This window comes from Pseudonocardia kunmingensis (genome assembly GCF_006716445.1).
Classification (GTDB): domain Bacteria; phylum Actinomycetota; class Actinomycetes; order Mycobacteriales; family Pseudonocardiaceae; genus Pseudonocardia; species Pseudonocardia kunmingensis.
The window spans coordinates 444,371-459,666 of record NZ_VFPA01000002.1 but is presented as its reverse complement, the minus strand read 5'-3'; the positions used below and the strand labels follow the sequence as shown (position 1 = coordinate 459,666).

At 70.6% G+C, this 15,296-nt stretch carries 19 protein-coding genes and 1 pseudogene; 8 read left to right on the top strand and 12 right to left on the bottom strand.

The genetic code is table 11. The annotated features are described in order from the left end of the window. Positions 1-71: 71 nt before the first annotated feature. The 4 genes and pseudogenes from FB558_RS45700 to nikC all read left to right on the top strand — a co-directional run. Positions 72-888, top strand: a pseudogene (locus FB558_RS45700) (ABC transporter substrate-binding protein); the annotation flags it as partial. Between the two features lie 91 nt (positions 889-979). After that, positions 980-1,474, top strand: coding sequence for a periplasmic substrate-binding domain-containing protein (locus FB558_RS44585; protein WP_142054985.1), 495 nt, complete (start codon positions 980-982; stop codon positions 1,472-1,474). Beyond that, entirely contained in the window at positions 1,474-2,418 is a 945-nt protein-coding gene (locus FB558_RS44580) for an ABC transporter permease (protein ID WP_142054983.1), read from the top strand. Before FB558_RS44585 ends, FB558_RS44580 begins: the two co-directional genes overlap by 1 nt. After that, positions 2,415-3,323, top strand: coding sequence for a nickel transporter permease (nikC, locus tag FB558_RS18025; RefSeq protein WP_211366660.1), 909 nt, complete (start codon positions 2,415-2,417; stop codon positions 3,321-3,323). Before FB558_RS44580 ends, nikC begins: the two co-directional genes overlap by 4 nt. Before the next feature lie 57 nt (positions 3,324-3,380). Here the strand turns inward: nikC and FB558_RS44575 are convergent, their stop codons facing one another. Genes FB558_RS44575 through FB558_RS17990 form a run of 7 tightly spaced genes read right to left on the bottom strand, consistent with a single transcriptional unit; the run spans position 3,381 to position 7,724 of the window. Next, positions 3,381-4,355, bottom strand: a complete 975-nt coding sequence (locus tag FB558_RS44575; protein ID WP_246106595.1) for an SIS domain-containing protein — start codon at positions 4,353-4,355, stop codon at positions 3,381-3,383. Positions 4,356-4,397: 42 nt separating this feature from the next. After that, positions 4,398-5,462, bottom strand: a complete 1,065-nt coding sequence (hypE, locus tag FB558_RS18015; protein ID WP_142054981.1) for a hydrogenase expression/formation protein HypE — start codon at positions 5,460-5,462, stop codon at positions 4,398-4,400. Continuing rightward, positions 5,459-6,595, bottom strand: coding sequence for a hydrogenase formation protein HypD (hypD, locus tag FB558_RS18010; RefSeq protein WP_142054979.1), 1,137 nt, complete (start codon positions 6,593-6,595; stop codon positions 5,459-5,461). The genes hypE and hypD overlap by 4 nt, the downstream gene beginning before the upstream one ends. Then, a complete protein-coding gene (locus tag FB558_RS18005; RefSeq protein WP_142054977.1) occupies positions 6,592-6,864 on the bottom strand; it encodes a HypC/HybG/HupF family hydrogenase formation chaperone in 273 nt (90 codons plus the stop codon). Before FB558_RS18005 ends, hypD begins: the two co-directional genes overlap by 4 nt. Before the next feature lies 1 nt (position 6,865). After that, a complete protein-coding gene (locus FB558_RS18000) occupies positions 6,866-7,132 on the bottom strand; it encodes a hypothetical protein (RefSeq protein ID WP_142054975.1) in 267 nt (88 codons plus the stop codon). Next, positions 7,129-7,464 carry a hypothetical protein gene (locus tag FB558_RS17995; protein WP_142054973.1) on the bottom strand — a complete coding sequence of 112 codons (336 nt, stop codon included), beginning with the start codon at positions 7,462-7,464 and terminating at the stop codon, positions 7,129-7,131. Before FB558_RS17995 ends, FB558_RS18000 begins: the two co-directional genes overlap by 4 nt. Beyond that, entirely contained in the window at positions 7,461-7,724 is a 264-nt protein-coding gene (locus FB558_RS17990; protein WP_142054971.1) for a hypothetical protein, read from the bottom strand. Before FB558_RS17990 ends, FB558_RS17995 begins: the two co-directional genes overlap by 4 nt. A gap of 252 nt (positions 7,725-7,976) precedes the next feature. On the opposite strand from FB558_RS17990, the gene FB558_RS17985 reads away from it, so the two are divergent. Genes FB558_RS17985 through FB558_RS17975 form a run of 3 tightly spaced genes read left to right on the top strand, consistent with a single transcriptional unit; the run spans position 7,977 to position 12,019 of the window. Beyond that, the gene (locus FB558_RS17985; RefSeq protein WP_246106594.1) at positions 7,977-9,329 is read left to right on the top strand and encodes an NADH-quinone oxidoreductase subunit B family protein; all 1,353 of its coding nucleotides are present in this window, start codon (positions 7,977-7,979) and stop codon (positions 9,327-9,329) included. A 13-nt stretch (positions 9,330-9,342) separates the two neighbouring features. Beyond that, positions 9,343-11,247, top strand: coding sequence for a nickel-dependent hydrogenase large subunit (locus tag FB558_RS17980; protein ID WP_142054969.1), 1,905 nt, complete (start codon positions 9,343-9,345; stop codon positions 11,245-11,247). Positions 11,248-11,251: 4 nt separating this feature from the next. Next, on the top strand, positions 11,252-12,019 hold the full coding sequence (locus FB558_RS17975) for a hypothetical protein (RefSeq protein ID WP_142054967.1): 768 nt from the start codon (positions 11,252-11,254) through the stop codon (positions 12,017-12,019). Positions 12,020-12,259: 240 nt separating this feature from the next. Here FB558_RS17975 and FB558_RS17970 read toward each other — a convergent pair whose 3' ends face one another. From FB558_RS17970 to FB558_RS17955, 4 genes are read right to left on the bottom strand one after another with little or no spacing between them, the layout of a single operon-like run. Beyond that, on the bottom strand, positions 12,260-12,595 hold the full coding sequence (locus FB558_RS17970; protein ID WP_142054965.1) for a hypothetical protein: 336 nt from the start codon (positions 12,593-12,595) through the stop codon (positions 12,260-12,262). Between the two features lie 34 nt (positions 12,596-12,629). Further along, a complete protein-coding gene (locus FB558_RS17965; protein WP_142054963.1) occupies positions 12,630-13,343 on the bottom strand; it encodes a biotin--[acetyl-CoA-carboxylase] ligase in 714 nt (237 codons plus the stop codon). Continuing rightward, positions 13,340-13,600: a hypothetical protein gene (locus FB558_RS17960; RefSeq protein WP_142054961.1), complete on the bottom strand. Its 261-nt coding sequence runs from the start codon at positions 13,598-13,600 to the stop codon at positions 13,340-13,342. The genes FB558_RS17965 and FB558_RS17960 overlap by 4 nt, the downstream gene beginning before the upstream one ends. Continuing rightward, a complete protein-coding gene (locus FB558_RS17955; protein WP_142054959.1) occupies positions 13,567-14,565 on the bottom strand; it encodes a tetratricopeptide repeat protein in 999 nt (332 codons plus the stop codon). The genes FB558_RS17960 and FB558_RS17955 overlap by 34 nt, the downstream gene beginning before the upstream one ends. 23 nt (positions 14,566-14,588) lie before the next feature. Here FB558_RS17955 and FB558_RS17950 point away from each other — a divergent pair, with 23 nt between their 5' ends. Further along, positions 14,589-15,092: a hydrogenase maturation protease gene (locus tag FB558_RS17950; RefSeq protein WP_142054957.1), complete on the top strand. Its 504-nt coding sequence runs from the start codon at positions 14,589-14,591 to the stop codon at positions 15,090-15,092. On the opposite strand, the gene FB558_RS17945 is transcribed toward FB558_RS17950, so the two are convergent. After that, positions 15,089-15,286 (bottom strand): DUF1059 domain-containing protein, encoded by a 198-nt coding sequence (locus FB558_RS17945; RefSeq protein WP_142054955.1) that lies wholly within the window; start codon positions 15,284-15,286, stop codon positions 15,089-15,091. The two genes, FB558_RS17950 and FB558_RS17945, sit on opposite strands and share 4 nt — an antisense overlap. Between the last annotated feature and the right edge of the window lie 10 nt (positions 15,287-15,296).

The following is a 15,296-nucleotide window of genomic DNA, read 5'->3' as shown; positions in this document are numbered from 1 at the left end:
CTCAGGGTCGGTGTCACCGACGACCAGTACGTGCTCGAGGGCCCGATGCGAGTCTCGGTGCTTCTCCGACCATCGCGAACATTCTCGAAACGCTCATCCTCATCGCTCCGAACTACGAGCTCAAGCCGCTGCTGGCCGAGCGGTGGGAGTTCCGGGCGCCGAACACCTGGAGATTTTTCCTCCGCCACGGGGTGCGGTTCCACGACGGGCAACCGTTCAACGCCCAGGCCGTGAAGGCCGGGCTCTTCGACCGGGTCGCGCAGCGCAAGAACGGCAGCACCATCAAGGCGGGCCCGGATTCCGCGGTGGTCGTGGACGAGTACACCATCGACTTCACCCCCACGGTGCCCAACCTGCGCGTGCCCGAGCAGATCGGGCACCCGTCGAACGTCGTCTACGCGCCGGGTTCCATCGCCGGCGTGAAACCGATGGGTACCGGACCGTTCACGTTCCTCGAGTACGCCGAAGGAGCGCATCGTCGTGGCCCGCAACGACGACTACTGGGGCGAGAAGGCCAAGGTCGCGCAGATCAGCTTCCTGTTCTACCCGGACAGCAACGCGCGCAGGCTTGCCCTCGAGGCCGGTGACATCGACGTCGCCTATCAGATCCCCGGACCCGACGTGAACGGCCTGCGGTCCAGGGGCTTCACCGTGCTCTCCAGCCCGGTGGGTGCCTACGACGCCCTCTACCTCAACATCCATGGCAAGGCCGGCCGAGACCTCCTGCAGGACATCGACGTCCGGCAGGCCGTCGCCTCCGCGATCGACCGCAAGCAACTGGTGGACGGCGTGCTCGACGGGCAGGCGACCACGGACCAGACGCTGATTCCCCCGGACTCGCTCGGCTCGGCCGCCTCGACCGTCACCGGGTTCGGCTACGACCCGGCCAGGTCCGAGTCCCTCCTCGACGCGGCCGGTTGGACCCGCGGGGCGGACGGCATCCGGGAGGAAGGCCGGCCGCAAGCTGAAGCTGACCCTGGTGTCCGGGTTCCCCTCCGCCGAAGCCCTGCGGCCCATCCCGACCTTCCTCCAGGCACAGCTCAAGACGATCGGGATCGACGTCGAGGTGGTGGAACGCCCGGACAGCAGCTCCTACCAGGCCCTGATCACCAGCGGCGGCGGAGACCTGTACCTCGAGCAGGGCAACCAGAACGACGCCAACGTCGGGTTCCTCCCGACTCTGCTCTTCTTCACCGGGGCCGCGACGGGCGGCAACTCCGCGCCCTACCAGTCGCTGTTCGCCCCTGGCCTGAGGTTCGACGAGATCCTCGCCCCGAGCCTCACCGAGCCGGACTCGGCCACCGTGCAGCAGCAGGTGGCCGACGCGATGCACGAGGCCATCGACGTCCAGGCCGTGATCCTGCCGATCGCCGGGGTGTTCCGCACCTACGGGACGTCGGCGAAGGTGGTCGGGCTGGTCCCGAACTCCTCGTTCCTCAACGTCCGATGGGAGAGCGTGGGCCTGACCGCCTGATGCGCCGCTACGTCGTCAGCAGGGTGCTGCTCCTGGTCCCCACCCTGTTCGGCATCGCCCTGCTGACGTTCCTCCTGGCCAATCTGACACCTGGGGACCCGGCCTACAGCTACTACACGCGCCTCAACGGGCGCCCGCCCGCCGAGCAGGAGCTGGTCCAGGTGCGGTCCGAGCTCGGGTTGGACCGCCCGGTGGCCGTCCGGTTCGCCGACTTCGTGGGCGGGGCGGTCACGGGTGACCTCGGCGTCTCCTACTCCACCCGGCGGCCCGTGACCGACGAGTTGTTCCGGCGGATCGGGTTCACCGTCCAACTCGCGATTCCCGCGGCCGTCCTGGCGCTGCTGGTCGCCGTACCGGCCGGCGTCCTGTGCGCGGTGCGCCGCAACCGTGTCGTCGACCAGGTCGTGCGGGTGGTCTCGCTCGTCGGCGCGTCGATACCGAGCTTCTGGCTGGCTCTCGTGCTCATCTCCGTCTTCGCGGTGCAGCTCCACCTGGTGCCGGTGGCCGGGAGGGGCAGCCCGGCCGGCTACATGCTGCCGGTCCTGACCCTGGCGATGATCCCGGCTGCCACGCTGACCCGCTTCACACGATCGGCCGTGTTGGAGGTGATGGGCAGTGATCATGTCCTCGCCGCCCGGGCCAAGGGGCTTCGCGAGTTGCGCGTCGTCGGCAACCACGCCCTGCGCAACGCCATGATCCCGCTCGTCACCGCCTTCAGCACCAGCGTGGCCGGGTTGTTCGCCGGCGCCGCGGTGGTCGAGACGATCTTCGTATGGCCCGGCGTGGGCAAGCTCCTCGTCGACGCGATCCTGGAGCGGGACCACCCGACGATTCAGGGCACCATCCTGTACGCCGGAGTGGCCTTCGCGGTGATCAACCTGGTCGTCGACCTGACCTACGCAGCCCTGGATCCCCGCGTCTCCGTCGGGAGGGGCGCGCCATGACGATCCCGCAGATGCGGACCGACCCCGCCGGCGCGGCGTCGGCGGAACCCCTTCCGACTCTCGTCGGATCGGGGTGGGCCGTCGGGCGGGCGATGGTGCGGGACCGCACCGCCGTCCTCGGCCTGGTGCTCATCGTCTCGCTGGTGGGCGCCGCCGCGCTGGCCGGCGTTCTGGCACCGCATGATCCGGACGCCGTCGACGTCGCCCGGAAGTTCGCGCCGCCCTCGGCCACGTACCCGCTGGGGACCGACAACCTGGGCCGGGACCTCCTGTCGCGGCTCCTGTTCGGGGCCCGTCTGTTGATCGGGACCGCGGTCGCGGCCGGGCTGTCGACAGCGCTCATCGGCCTGGTCGTCGGGATGGTCACGGCGTTCTACGGCGGCCTGCTCGACACGGTGCTGAGCCGGGTCGTCGACATCGTGCTGGCCTTCCCGTTGTTCCTCCTGGCGCTGGCCATCACCGGCGTGCTGGGGCCCGGCCTGGGCAACCTGATGGTCGCCGTCGTCGCCGTGGCCTGGGCCAGCTACGCCCGGGTCGTCAGGAGCGCGGTACTGGCCGAACGCGAGAAACCGTACGTCGAGGCGGCACGCGCCGCGGGTGCGTCAGACCTGGGCCTGCTCACCCGGCACCTTCTGCCGAACATCGTGGCGCCCATCGTCGTGCTCACTACGCTCGACATCGGGGTCATGCTGCTCGCCATCTCGGGGTTGTCGTTCCTCGGCCTCGGCGTCGAGCCGCCCGCCGCCGAATGGGGCGCGATGCTGTCCGAGGGCCGCAACTATCTCGACCGGGCGCCGTACCTGATGCTCTACCCGGGGCTCGCGATCTTCCTGCTCGTCCTCGGCTTCAACCTCCTGGGCGACGGCCTCCGCGACGCCCTGGACCCGCGAGCGCGGCGACGCTGAGATCGGCCGGCGGCCGAGCAGGCGAGCGAGCAGGCGGGCGAGAACCGGGCTCGCTGCTCAGTGCCCGATCCGGTCCGCGAGGGCGAGGTACAGGGCGGCCTGCGCCTCCTGGATGCGGTGCACGCTGTCCGAATCGACGACGAACAAGTGGTCGATCGTCCCGACCGTCGCCATGGCGCCGCCGTCGTATCCGGCGAAGCCGATGCTCAGTAGGCCGTCGTGCCGGGCCCGGTCGAAAGCGGCGAGCACGTTGGCCGATCCGCCGCTGGTGGACAGGCCGACGGCGACGTCGCCCGGCCCGGCCAGCGCGGCGATCTGCCGGGCGAACACGTGCTCGACGCCGACGTCGTTGGCCAGCGCGGTCACGACGGCCGTCTCGTCCGCCAGGCAAACGGCCGCGACACCGCTGCCGCGCAGCGTCAACGCGAGCGCGGCGGCATCCGTCGAGCTCCCACCGTTGCCAAACGTCAGGACGCGCCCGCCTGCGGTGACCCGCTGGCCGATCTCGGCCGCGCACCGGTCCAGTTCGGCGCCGCACCGGGCCAGCACCGCTGCGCAGAGCGCGGTGCTCTCGGCCCGCTTCGTCGCCAGCGAGCGTTCCGCGTCGGCACGGAGCCGGTCCGTATCGGCGCCGCCGTAGAGGAAGGCCAGGTCGGCGTCGGTCCGGCGGTCGGCCGATTCGAGGATCAGCTGCGTGATCTCCCACAGCAGGTGGTAGCTCGTGACGAAGCCGTGGCCGTCCGCCTCGAGCTCGAAGGCCTCCAGACCGGACTGGCGGGCGGCGTCGAGGAACTCCGGCGATGGCCCCAGCGCAAGCGCAACGTCGCCCGCTCGGCCGAGCAGCTCGACGTCACGAGGCGCCGTCACGCACAGCGCCGGGTAGGCGGCCTTGCCGACGATCACGGGATGCAGGAACTCGACCACGACGTGATGCGCGTCGGGCGCCAGGTCCCCCGGCCCGTGCACGAGCAGCGTCGCGCCGTCGGCCAGCCGCGCGGCCAGCCGGGTCGCGACCGCAACCAGATTCGTCACGCCCCTCCTCGCTGGCGTTGGATGGTGGCCTCGCAGCCTCGGTCAGCAGATCCTCGGCAGCGGGTCCCCGATGAGCGTGTCGAGGATGCGGTGTCCACCGATGCCGGTGCGGACCAGCACCATGCCAGGTGGGTCGGCCGCCACCTCGCCGATCAGCTCGGCGTCCTCACCGCCGGGTGCGCCGCGCACCGCGGCGAGCGCGGCGTCGGCCACGTCGGCGGCGATCACCGCGATCAGCACACCCTCGTTGGCGACATAGAGCGGATCGAGCCCGAGCAGTTCGCAGGCGCCGTGCACGACGGGCCGCACCGGAACCGCGGATTCCGCGATCACCACTCCGACGTCGGAGGCCATCGCCAGCTCGTTGAGCACGGTGGCCACGCCGCCGCGGGTGGCGTCACGCATGACCCGGAGACCACTCCCGGCGGCGGCACCGAGGGCGGCGGCCACCGGCCACAGCGGCCGGGTGTCCGACGCGACGTCGGCCTCGAGGCCCATGTCGTCTCGGGCGAGCATGATCGCCGTGCCGTGGTCACCCACGTATCCGGAGCAGAGCACGCGGTCACCTGGCCGAAGACTGGCGGGGTCGAGGCCGGGTAGCTCGACCCGTCCGACCCCGGAGGTCACGATGTACAGGCCGTCGGCCTTACCGCGCTCGACCACCTTGGTGTCCCCAGTGACGATGGCGACGCCTGCGTCCCGGGCGGCGGCGCCAGCAGCTTCGACCTCGGCGCGCAGCACCTCGATCGGCAGCCCCTCCTCGAGCACGAAGGCGGCGGACAGCCCGAGCGCCCTGGCCCCGGAGACCGCGAGATCGTTGACGGTACCGTGCACCGCCAGCGAGCCGATCGATCCTCCGGGAAAGCGGAGCGGACTGACGACGTAGGCGTCGGTGGTCAGCGCGATCCCGCCGGGCATCACCGCGGCGTCGGTCAGCCGCTCCAGCACGTGATTGTCGAACGCCGGGACGAACAGCGCCTCGACCAGGGTCGCGGTGGCCTTGCCGCCCGCCCCGTGGGCCATGGTGATGTGCTGGTCCTTCAGCCGGGGACGGGCTCGCCTGGCCCGCTCGATGCCCTGCTGGACCTGGACCTCGCTGCGGGTCATCGCCTGCCGATCTCGACGTGCACCGGCTGTCGCTCTCGCGCGAACCGGCCGAAGTTGTAGTACGCGGCGCACGCGCCCTCGCTCGACACCATGCAGGTGCCGATCGGGGTCTCCGGCGTGCACGCGGTGCCGAAGACCTTGCACTCCCACGGCTTGAGCACGCCCTTGAGCACCTCGCCGCACTGGCATGCCTTGGGGTCCGCCACGCGCACGCCGGGCACGGCGAACCGGCGCTCCGCGTCGAAGTCGGCCCAGTCGTCGGCCAGCGCGAGCGCCGAGCGGGCGATGAAGCCAAGGCCCCGCCACTCGAACTGCGGCCGCAGTGTGAAGACGGTGCTCATCACGCGCAGCGCGGCCGGGTTCCCCTGGTAGGGCACCACCCGCGAGTACTGGTTCTCGATCTCGGCGCGGCCCTCGGCGAGCTGGCGCATCACCTGGTAGATCGCCTGGAGCACGTCCAGCGGCTCGAAGCCGGTGATGACGACCGGGCGGTTCCACTCGGCGGGGATGAACTCGAACGGCCGGCACCCCACCACGACCGAGACGTGGCCCGGCCCGAGGAATCCGTCCAGGCGCAGGTCGGGCGACTCCAGGATCGCCCGCACCGGCGGCACGATCGTGACGTGGTTGCAGAACACCGAGAAGTTGGTGAGCCCCTCGGCGCGCGCCCGCATCAGCGTCATCGCCGTGGACGGGGCAGTGGTCTCGAAGCCGATCGCGAAGAAGACCACCTCGCGGTCGGGGTTGTTGCGGGCGATGCGCAGCGCGTCGAGCGGTGAGTAGACCACGCGGACGTCCGCGCCGCGGGCCTTCGCGTCGAGCAGGCTGCCGTTGCCGCCGGGGATGCGCATCATGTCGCCGAAGCAGGTGAAGATCACTCCCGGCTGCTGGGCGACGGCGATCCCGTCGTCCACCCGCCCCATCGGGATCACGCAGACCGGGCAGCCCGGCCCGTGCACGAGCTCGACGTTCTCGGGGAGGAAGTCCTCCAGGCCGTGCTTGTAGATGGTGTGGGTATGGCCCCCGCACACCTCCATGACCTTGTAGCGGCGGCCCGGCTCGGCCAGCGCCGCGATTTGCGCGCCCAAGGCGCGGGCCGTGGCAGGGTCGCGGAACTCGTCGGAGTACTTCACTCGATCCGGCTCTCGAACAGGGCTTCCAGCTCTTCGGTGTAGGGATCGCCCATGCCCGCGAGGAACGCGAGCGTCGCCTGGGCCTCCTCCTCGTCAATCTTCGACAGCGCGAAGCCGACGTGGATGAGCACCCAGTCGCCGGCGGTGACGCCCTCGTCGACGATCAGTCCGACGTTGACTTTCCGCCGCACCCCTTCAACGTCGACGACGGCCAGCTGGTGCTCGGCACTCGTGATCTTGACGATCCGGCCCGGTACTCCGAGGCACATGTCAGCCGTTCACCCCGGCGAGGCGCTCGGCCTTGGCCGCGATCGACGGCAAGGCGCCGTTGATCTCTCGCAGGGTCTTGTTGATCCGCAGGACCGAGGGGCCGATGGGTGCGGTCTGGCTCTCCACCGCCCGGATTCCGAACGTGATCTTTCCGAGGTAGGTGCAGATCACGGCGAGCCTGCGGTGCAGGAGGATGAGGTAGGTCGCCAGCACCGCGACCACGACCGCTGCCTCGATGATGGTGAGGACGATCAGCAGCGTGGTCACGGGCGGCCTCCGGTCGGCTGCGGAGCGGACTGGCCGGCGGCGTCGAGCAGCGCATCGTGTCGCAGCGCCTCGGCCTTGAGAGCTTCGAGCGCGTCGCCGGTGCCGCCGAGCTGCCAGGTCGTCGCGGTGTTGCGGGCAACCGTGGTCGCGGTGTTCCAGAGGTCGATCACCGACCGCTCGACCCGGCCCACGGTGCGAAGCAGCCGGTGCAGCAGGAAGACCACGACCGGCACCACCACGAACAGGGCGATGCCGAGCGCGAGCCACCACAGGAACAGCACGTCGTCGGGCAGTGCTGAGGCGCTCTCCGCCTGGGCTACGAGCTGCGTCATGATCCCTCCAACGCCTTCCGGGCCGCCGTGGCGGTGTCCAGGATGTTCCCGGCAACGCGGTTCGTCGTGGCCACCTGCCAGAGGACCTCGGTGCGCTCCCGGGCCACGTGCAGCGTCGAGGTGATGTCGTCGGCGACGTCGGCGATGCGCCCGGCGGTTGCGGTGATCGCCAGCACCAGGACGGCGACCAGCAGAACCACGACGATGGCCAGCCCGTATCCGATGTACCAGCCGGTGAGATGGGATGACGCCAGGACCATCGTCGGCCCCCCGTTCGCCGTCTCGACAGAGTGGATCTTGACTAGGTGTGTTGACCATACACCGGCCTTGACGAGGCGTGAAGACGGTACCGTGTGCTGCGTCACAGCCTCTGGTTCCGCAAGATGGTCTTGAGTAGTAGCGTGCGGCCTACCGCTAGATGCAGATGACATCTAGGCCGAGAGGCGGATGCAATGGCGCCCACCACGAACGGTCAGACCCCGGCGGAGCGATTGCTCGAAATCCTGGGACCGGTGGACACGTTCCACGATCAGGAGGCGCTCGGCGACTTCGGGATGCCCGCTCGGATGATGACGGAGCACCTCCTCGAGCCGGTGGCCAAGGGATCCGTGACCAGTCGGCTGGGTCCGCTGGAGAAGGTGCACGCGTTCTGGTTTGCCGGCATGAGCTGCGACGGCTGCACGGTCTCCGTCACCGGCGCCACCACGCCCTCGATCGAAAGCCTGCTGCTCGGCGCGCACCCCGGGTTACCTCGGCTCATCCTGCACCACCCGGTGGTGAACGTGGAGTCCGGACCGAACTACCTGCGGGCCCACGAGGAGGCGATCCAGGGCAAGCTGGACGCCCCCTACGTCATCATCCTCGAGGGTTCGATCACGGACGAGACCCTCGCCATGGATACCGGCGGCTACTGGGTCGGTCAGGGCGAGGAGCCCTGGGGGCCGAACGGCGAGCACCGCACCGTCACGACCGACGAGTGGATCGCCCGCCTCGCCCCCGGCGCGGCCGCATCCATCGCGATCGGGACCTGCGCCACCTGGGGTGGCGTTCCCGCCGCCGAGGGCAACCCGACCGGCGCGATGAGCCTGATGGACTTCCTCGGCAAGGACTACCGCAGCGCGCTGGGCGTGCCGGTCGTCAACATCCCCGGTTGCGCGCCGGTCGGCGACAACTTCACCGAGACCGCCGCCGCGATCCTCTACTTCCTGCAGGGCTTCGGACCGCTCCCCGAGTTCGACGAGCTCGGCAGGCCGGCGTGGCTGTTCGGCGACACCGTGCACCGGCACTGTGTGCGAGGCGCCTACTACGAGGAGGGCGACTTCGCCGACGACTTCGGCGACAAGGAGTGCCTCGTCGAGATCGGCTGCTGGGGCCCGGTGGTCAACTGCAACATCACCGAGCGCGGCGCGATCAACCACCACGGTGGGTGCATGAACGCCGGCGGCGCCTGCATCGGCTGCACGATGCCGGGCTTCCCGGACAAGTTCACCCCGTTCTACACCCGGTCTCCGGGATCCGCGGTGTCCTCCACCGCCTCCCGCCTGATGGGGGGCATCATCAAGCCGCTGCGGAACATCACCAACGCACACCTCAACAGAGAGGTGCGCTGGGACCGGGAGGGCGCGGTGCCCAGCGCGTGGTCGCGGGAGAAGTCCGAGCCCGGTGTCGTCGCCGACGTGTTCCACCGCTTCTACGACAAGCTCCGCCGCTCCGGCGACACCGCGCGCAACCCCGGCGAGGTCTGGGGCAAGCGGGTCGAGGCCACCCAGCGCTCCGGCGGAAGCGCCACGGCGACAATGGCCGCCGACGACGTCCACGACCGGATCGGCAACGGCTCGGACAACCATCGCGCCGACGAGAGCTGAGGGCTCCCCCACCATGTGCTTCAAGAACCTGCCCATCGAGTTCGACGCGACCGGCCGGGCCACCCTGCGCGGCGGTATCCGTGATCCGTACTCGTTGGACGTCTCCAAGCCCGACGTCGCCATGAACGACGCCCAGCGCGAGGAGCAGATCCGCCAGCTCGTCGCGGCCAACGGGCACATCAAGGACATCAACATGGACCCGGTCACCCGGGTCGCCGGCGCGCTCGCGCTGCACATCACCGCCGACATGGCCGGGAAGGGCCGCTACCTCGACGCGCGCTCCCAGGCCACCCTGTTCCGCGGCTACGAGGTCATCCTGATGGGTCGGGACCCGCGCGACGCCATCTTCGTGTCCTCACGGGCGTGCGGGGTGTGCGGGGGGGTGCACGCGCACGCCGCCGCATATGCCATCGAGATGGCCATGGGGCTCAAGCCGCCGCCGATGGGCACCGTGGTCCGGAACATGCAGGAAGCCGCGGAGATGGGCTACGACAACCCGCTGCACCTGTACCTGCTGGCCGGGCCGGACTACTCCGAGCCCGTGATCAAGGCCGTGAACCCGGAGCTGTGGACCAAGGCCGAGACCTGGAAGTGCCCCAGCGAGCGCCAGCACGGGTTCAAGACGATGGCCGAGCTGATGACCGCGCTGACCCCGCTGACCGGGCAGCTGTACCGGGAGGGCCTGGAGTTCACCCGGCTCTCCCGCGAGATGTTCGTGACCCTCGCCGGTAAGTACCCGCACCCGCAGACCGTCGTCCCCGGCGGGGTGTCCTCCACGCTCACCCTGCAGACCCTCAACGAGTACCACTCCCGGCTGGGCAAGATCTTCGACTACGCCCAGCGCATGCTCGGGGTCTGGAACGACATCCCAGAGTTCTTCTACGAGGCCGACGAGCGCTACATGCAGGTCGGCGCCCGGCCGACCAACCTCATCGACCCCGGCTACTGGGACGACCCCTTCGCCTACGACGCCACCTACGAGAACTGCAACAGCTGGGGCGAGAAGCGCTGGTCCACCCCCGGCGTCGTCATCGACGGCCAGTTGGTCACCACCCGGCTCACCGACCTCAACATCGGGCTGGAGGAGTTCGTCGAGCACTCCTACTACGAGCAGTGGGCGGGCGACCGCTACGCGACCGACCCGATCGGCAACCCGATCAGCCCGTATCACCCCTGGAACAAGCAGACCCTGCCCAAGCCCGGTGAGAAGTCCTGGAAGGACAAGTACAGCTGGGCGACCGCGCCGCGCTGGGACCGCAAGGTCGTCGAGGCGGGTGCCTACGCACGGATGTACATGACCGCGATGGCCCAGAAGCTGCCGACCAACGACTTCATCGAGGCCACCGGGCACTCCCTGCGGATGGGCATCCCCAAGGGCATCACCCAGGAGACCGAGGTGGAGTGGCACGTGCCACCGGTGCTCAACGCGTTCGAACGCAACCGCGGCCGCGCCCACCACTACGTGTTCAGCCAGCTCGTCGGGCTGGCCAACCTCCTCGAGGCCTACCGGCTGTTCAAGACCGGCGAGACCCAGGTCGCCGCGGTGCCGCCGGACAAGCTCGACGACTACATGGGCAAGGACGAGCGCGTCAGTGTCGGCTGGTGGGGCGCGGGCCGGGGCTGGCTCACCCACCACATGGTGATGGATCAGGCGAAGATCGTGAACTACCAGATCCTCACCCCGTCCACGTTCAACGCCTCCCCGCGCGACCCCTGGGACCAGCCGGGCCCGTACGAGGAGGCGGTGATGAACACGCCGATCATCGAGGACGTCTCCGACCCCTCGAAGTTCACCTCGATCGACATGCTGCGCGCCATCCGCAGCTTCGACCCGTGCATGCCCTGCACCACGCACACCTCCACCGGCGAGGGCACGGTGGTCCGGGAGGTCAACACCTGCTCCTGCGGCGCCGACTAGGCCGGTGTCCGTTCTCGTCGGCGGGGTCGGGGAGCTCTTCCAGTCCGATCTGGACGTGGGGCGTCGCGCGGTCGATCTGCTGCTGACCGGGCAGCTCGGGCCGGACGTGTACATCGAGGAGTTGCACTACGGCGCTGTCGCCGTGGCGCAGCGCCTCGAGGAGCTGCGCCCGGACTGGCTGCTGCTGATCGGAGCCGTCGAGTGGGGCGGGCGGCCCGGCGAGGTCCGGCGACGGGTGGTGCGCGACCTGTCCCCCGCGCCCGACGACGTGCAGGCGGCCGTGCGCGACGCCGCGGTCGGCTACGTCGGCATCGACCTGCTGCTCGACGTGTGTGCCGGCTTCGGCGCCCTGCCGTCGCGGACGGTTCTACTGGAGGTCGAGCCGGCCCGGACCGGCCCGGGCGACGAGTTGTCGGACGAAACCCACGCCGCCCTGTTGGAGGTCCAGGGTCTCGTCCGCACCGAATTGGCCCGCCGGCCGCTGCTGGAGGTGGTCGCTCAGCTGCACGAGCGGTGCGCGGGGGACCGCCTGGAGCCAAGCGAGGCGCTGACGACCGTGCGTGAGCTTCTGTCCGAACTGGACAGGCTCGACGAGACCGGGCAGTGGGGCGCGGCGTTCGCTCGGCGGGACCGGCTGCGTCTCCAGATCGCGGAGAGCCACACGAGTGAGAGTATGGAGCACCTCGACTGGGCGCTGTGGTGGGCGCTGATCGAGGAGCTGGATCGACTGCAGCCCCTCGACGCCGGCCTCGCGGGCACCGACCGCTGCTGAGCGTTGGCGGACGAAACGCTCCGCTGGATCCGGCATACCGCTCGCCCTCGCGCGGGTGGACGGTGCGAACTGCACGAACGCTGGCGCGCATTCCAGCAGTTCCGCGCCGGGCGGGCCCCCGGCGCTGCGACTGCCAGTGCCGACAGTGCAGCTCGGGCCCCCGCCGGTCGGCACGTACCCGCCGCGTCTCTACCAACAACTGAGGACGCCGAGGTCGGCCAGGCATTTCGTCCGTTCGAACTAGCGATCGGCCGGCTGCCGGTTGATCACGGTCTCGACAGTGCCGTTCGCCGAGCTGGTGCCGCAGCCGGCGGCGCAGTTGCTGCTACCGCCGTCCTTCCCACAGCTGCAGTCCTCGCTCGGTCCGGTTCCCTCGTTCCCGCTTACGCCAGATCTCTCTTCGAACGTCAGGTGCTCGTCGTCCGGCGGTGCCGGGCCGTCCAGGCAGCCACAGAAGGCGCCGTGCGCCCGGCCAGGTCCGGCGGGCACGCGAAGGGTGAGCAGCCGCTCCCGGAAGGCGGCCAGCTCGCCGATCTGGGCCACCTTCTCGTCATGCAGCCGGTCCAGTTGAGGCACGATCTCCCGCAGCAGCCCGGGTCGGCGGCGGCCATCAGCGGGGCGAGACGTCCTCCAGCATCCCGAGGTTCGGCGGAGGCACGACGGCCCGCCGGCCCGCCGCAGTGCGGATCACCAGCGCGCCGTCCAGGCGGACGTCGACCGCCTCACCCTCGACCACCGGGCCCGCTGGACCGAGCGGGACCAACCGGGCCCGCACCTGACGGCCCAGCGTCGCGCAGCGGGCCCGGTAGACCTCCAGCAGCGCTTCGTCCGGCTCGTCCATCCGTCCTTCCACCGCGCTGACGATCATTGCCAGCAGTGGCGCTCGCGGAGCGACGGCCTGCTCGGCGAGGATCGTGACGACGGCCCACCGGACGCTGTCCGGGCCGAGTTCGGTGCGCACCCCGATCGCTCCGATGCGCCCACCCGGGCCGTACACCTCGTCGGGCCAGCGGATTGTGCTGCCCTCACCCAGGACATCGGCCAGGCCGAGTCCGGCGGCCAGATAGGGCCAGCCCTCTCGCTGGATCGACAGGTCCGGCCGCAGGAGCATGGAGAAGACGAGCCCCTTTCCCGGTTCCCATGGCAGGCCCGCCCGTCCGCGCGGAGCCGCGAGGTAGCCCGCCGTCACCACTCCCCCGGCCGGCCCGCCGGCCCGTGCCCACGCCTCCGCGTCGACCTCGGACGAGAGCAGGGCGGGATAGGTCCGCACCGGACGGCCCGGAAGCAGGGTGGCGAGCGCCCCCGCCGACAGGTCGTCGATCACTGCCACGAGGACGGCCCGCCCATCTGCGCGGTGATGTCTTCGAACAGCCGGGTCAGCCGGTCCATCTGCGGGATGTGGAACCGGGCGCAGCCCCGGGCCACCAGCGAGCGGAACCGCTCGACCTCCTCCGGGTTGCGGCGGCGCAACGCCGTCACGACGTCCACGACCAGCGACTGCATGACGGCCGGTGGCATCTCCAGCAACCCGCCCAGCCAGATCGTGGTCAGCTCCGCAGCGGTGGCTGGTCGATCCAGCACGCCCATGACGAGGGCCTCCGCCTCGACCGCGCGGTCCTCGGGCCAGGCGTCGGCCCAGCGCAGGAGCTCCTCCCGCACGATCGCTGGCCATTGCTCAGCCGGTTCGAGGTCGAGGACATCAAGCAGCGCCCCGGCCTCGTCGCCCACTCGCCCCAGAACGGCCGCGGCCGTGGCGCAGACCGGTTCAGGTACCCCGGGAACCCCAGGGCCTGGCGTGCGGCCAGGCGGGCCCGCACCGTGTCGCCGGCCCGCTCGTGGGCGAGCGCGAGATTGGCCTTCGCCATCGCGTGGCCGTCGGGCCGGACTGTGCGCGGATGGGCGCCGACCGCGCTGTGCAGGACCTCGATCGCCTCGGCCGTGGCGCCCAGAGCGAGGTGGACGAGGCCGAGGGTGTTCGCGGCCGCACCCAGTCCGGCGAGGTCGCCGCCCCGGTCGGCGAGCGCGATGGCCTCGGCGAGGACGGGAGCCGCCTCGGCGCTGCGGCCCGCGGTCAGCAGCGCCGCCCCGAGCTCGCGCGCCGCCGCGGAGGCGTGCGCGGGCACCCGATCCGGGTCGAGCTGCTCCTGGGCCCGCCGGAAGTCCTCGATCGGATCCTCGCCGAGATCCCGACGCGCCAGGCCCAGGTTGAACAGCGCGGCGCCGTGCTCCAACGGTTGCCCGAGCGCGGCGAAGGCGGCGGACGCGCGCTGGAAGCACCCGGCCGCCGCATCCGGTAGACCCGCCGCCCGCAGGGCCGCGCCGCGGGCGTTGAGCGCCTTCGCGTGCTCGGCGGGCATCCGGTCCGGATCGAAGAGCTCGGCCGCGACGGCGAGAGCGCGCTCGGCATCGATGAACCGGCCCGCCTCCGTCAGGGCGAATCCGAGGTGGAAGCTCGCGGTCGCGTGCTGGATCGGGTATCGGTCGGCGGGATAGCGGGCCAGCCGCGCCCTCAGCTCGATCAACGGGGGCGGTACCGGGGCGTTCATCGGCGGCCTATCCTGCTCGGATCATGGACGTGATCGTCGCCGGAGTCGGCAACCTGCTGCGCGGTGACGACGGCTTTGGCGTGCTCGTGGCGCAGTACCTCGAACAGGACGAGCCGCCCCCAGGAGTGCGGGTGCTGGACATCGGGATCGGCGGCATCCACCTCGTCCAGGAGCTGCTGCGGCCCGTCGACGTGCTGATCGTGGTAGATGCCGTCGAGCTGGAACGGCCTCCCGGCACCGTGCTCGTCATCCGCCCGGCGATCACCGACGTGACAGTCATGCCGCTGGCGCAGCGGCACGACGAACTCGCCGATATGCACTACGCAACCCCGGAACGCGCCTTCATGCTGGCCCACGGACTCGGCGTGCTCCCGCCGGTGACCTGGCTGGTCGGGTGCCAGCCAGGTGCGGAATCGGACCGACCCGGTGAGGATCTGTCGCCCGAGGTGCGCGCCGCGATCGGTTCCGCCGCCGCCGAGGTCCGCAGGCTGGTGACCGAGGCCGGCGTGTCCTGGACCGCGGGCTAAGCCGCGGGTTCGGACCCCGTCCGCGTCGCGCTGGCCACGAGATGCGCGAGCAGCGTCTCGTTGGGCGCCTTCACCTTGTGCTTCTTCGCGAGATGATCCGCAAGCACGGTCCGCAGTTCTTCCTCGGTGCTCGCGGTGACCTTGCACCCACATGTCACTGCCCCCGCTGCCGCACAGCTGAACTGGTAGCTCATCGAGCGCTCC

Excerpts from the sequence above, each read along its gene's own strand:
- FB558_RS44580 (WP_142054983.1), top strand. The coding sequence starts at position 1,474 with ATGCGCCGCTACGTCGTCAGCAGGGTGCTGCTCCTGGTCCCCACCCTG.
- nikC (WP_211366660.1), top strand. The coding sequence starts at position 2,415 with ATGACGATCCCGCAGATGCGGACCGACCCCGCCGGCGCGGCGTCGGCG.
- hypE (WP_142054981.1), bottom strand. The coding sequence starts at position 5,462 with ATGACCCGCAGCGAGGTCCAGGTCCAGCAGGGCATCGAGCGGGCCAGG.
- FB558_RS18005 (WP_142054977.1), bottom strand. The coding sequence starts at position 6,864 with ATGTGCCTCGGAGTACCGGGCCGGATCGTCAAGATCACGAGTGCCGAG.
- FB558_RS17995 (WP_142054973.1), bottom strand. The coding sequence starts at position 7,464 with ATGACGCAGCTCGTAGCCCAGGCGGAGAGCGCCTCAGCACTGCCCGAC.
- FB558_RS17990 (WP_142054971.1), bottom strand. The coding sequence starts at position 7,724 with ATGGTCCTGGCGTCATCCCATCTCACCGGCTGGTACATCGGATACGGG.
- FB558_RS17980 (WP_142054969.1), top strand. The coding sequence starts at position 9,343 with ATGTGCTTCAAGAACCTGCCCATCGAGTTCGACGCGACCGGCCGGGCC.
- FB558_RS17955 (WP_142054959.1), bottom strand. The coding sequence starts at position 14,565 with ATGAACGCCCCGGTACCGCCCCCGTTGATCGAGCTGAGGGCGCGGCTG.
- FB558_RS17950 (WP_142054957.1), top strand. The coding sequence starts at position 14,589 with ATGGACGTGATCGTCGCCGGAGTCGGCAACCTGCTGCGCGGTGACGAC.
- FB558_RS17945 (WP_142054955.1), bottom strand. The coding sequence starts at position 15,286 with ATGAGCTACCAGTTCAGCTGTGCGGCAGCGGGGGCAGTGACATGTGGG.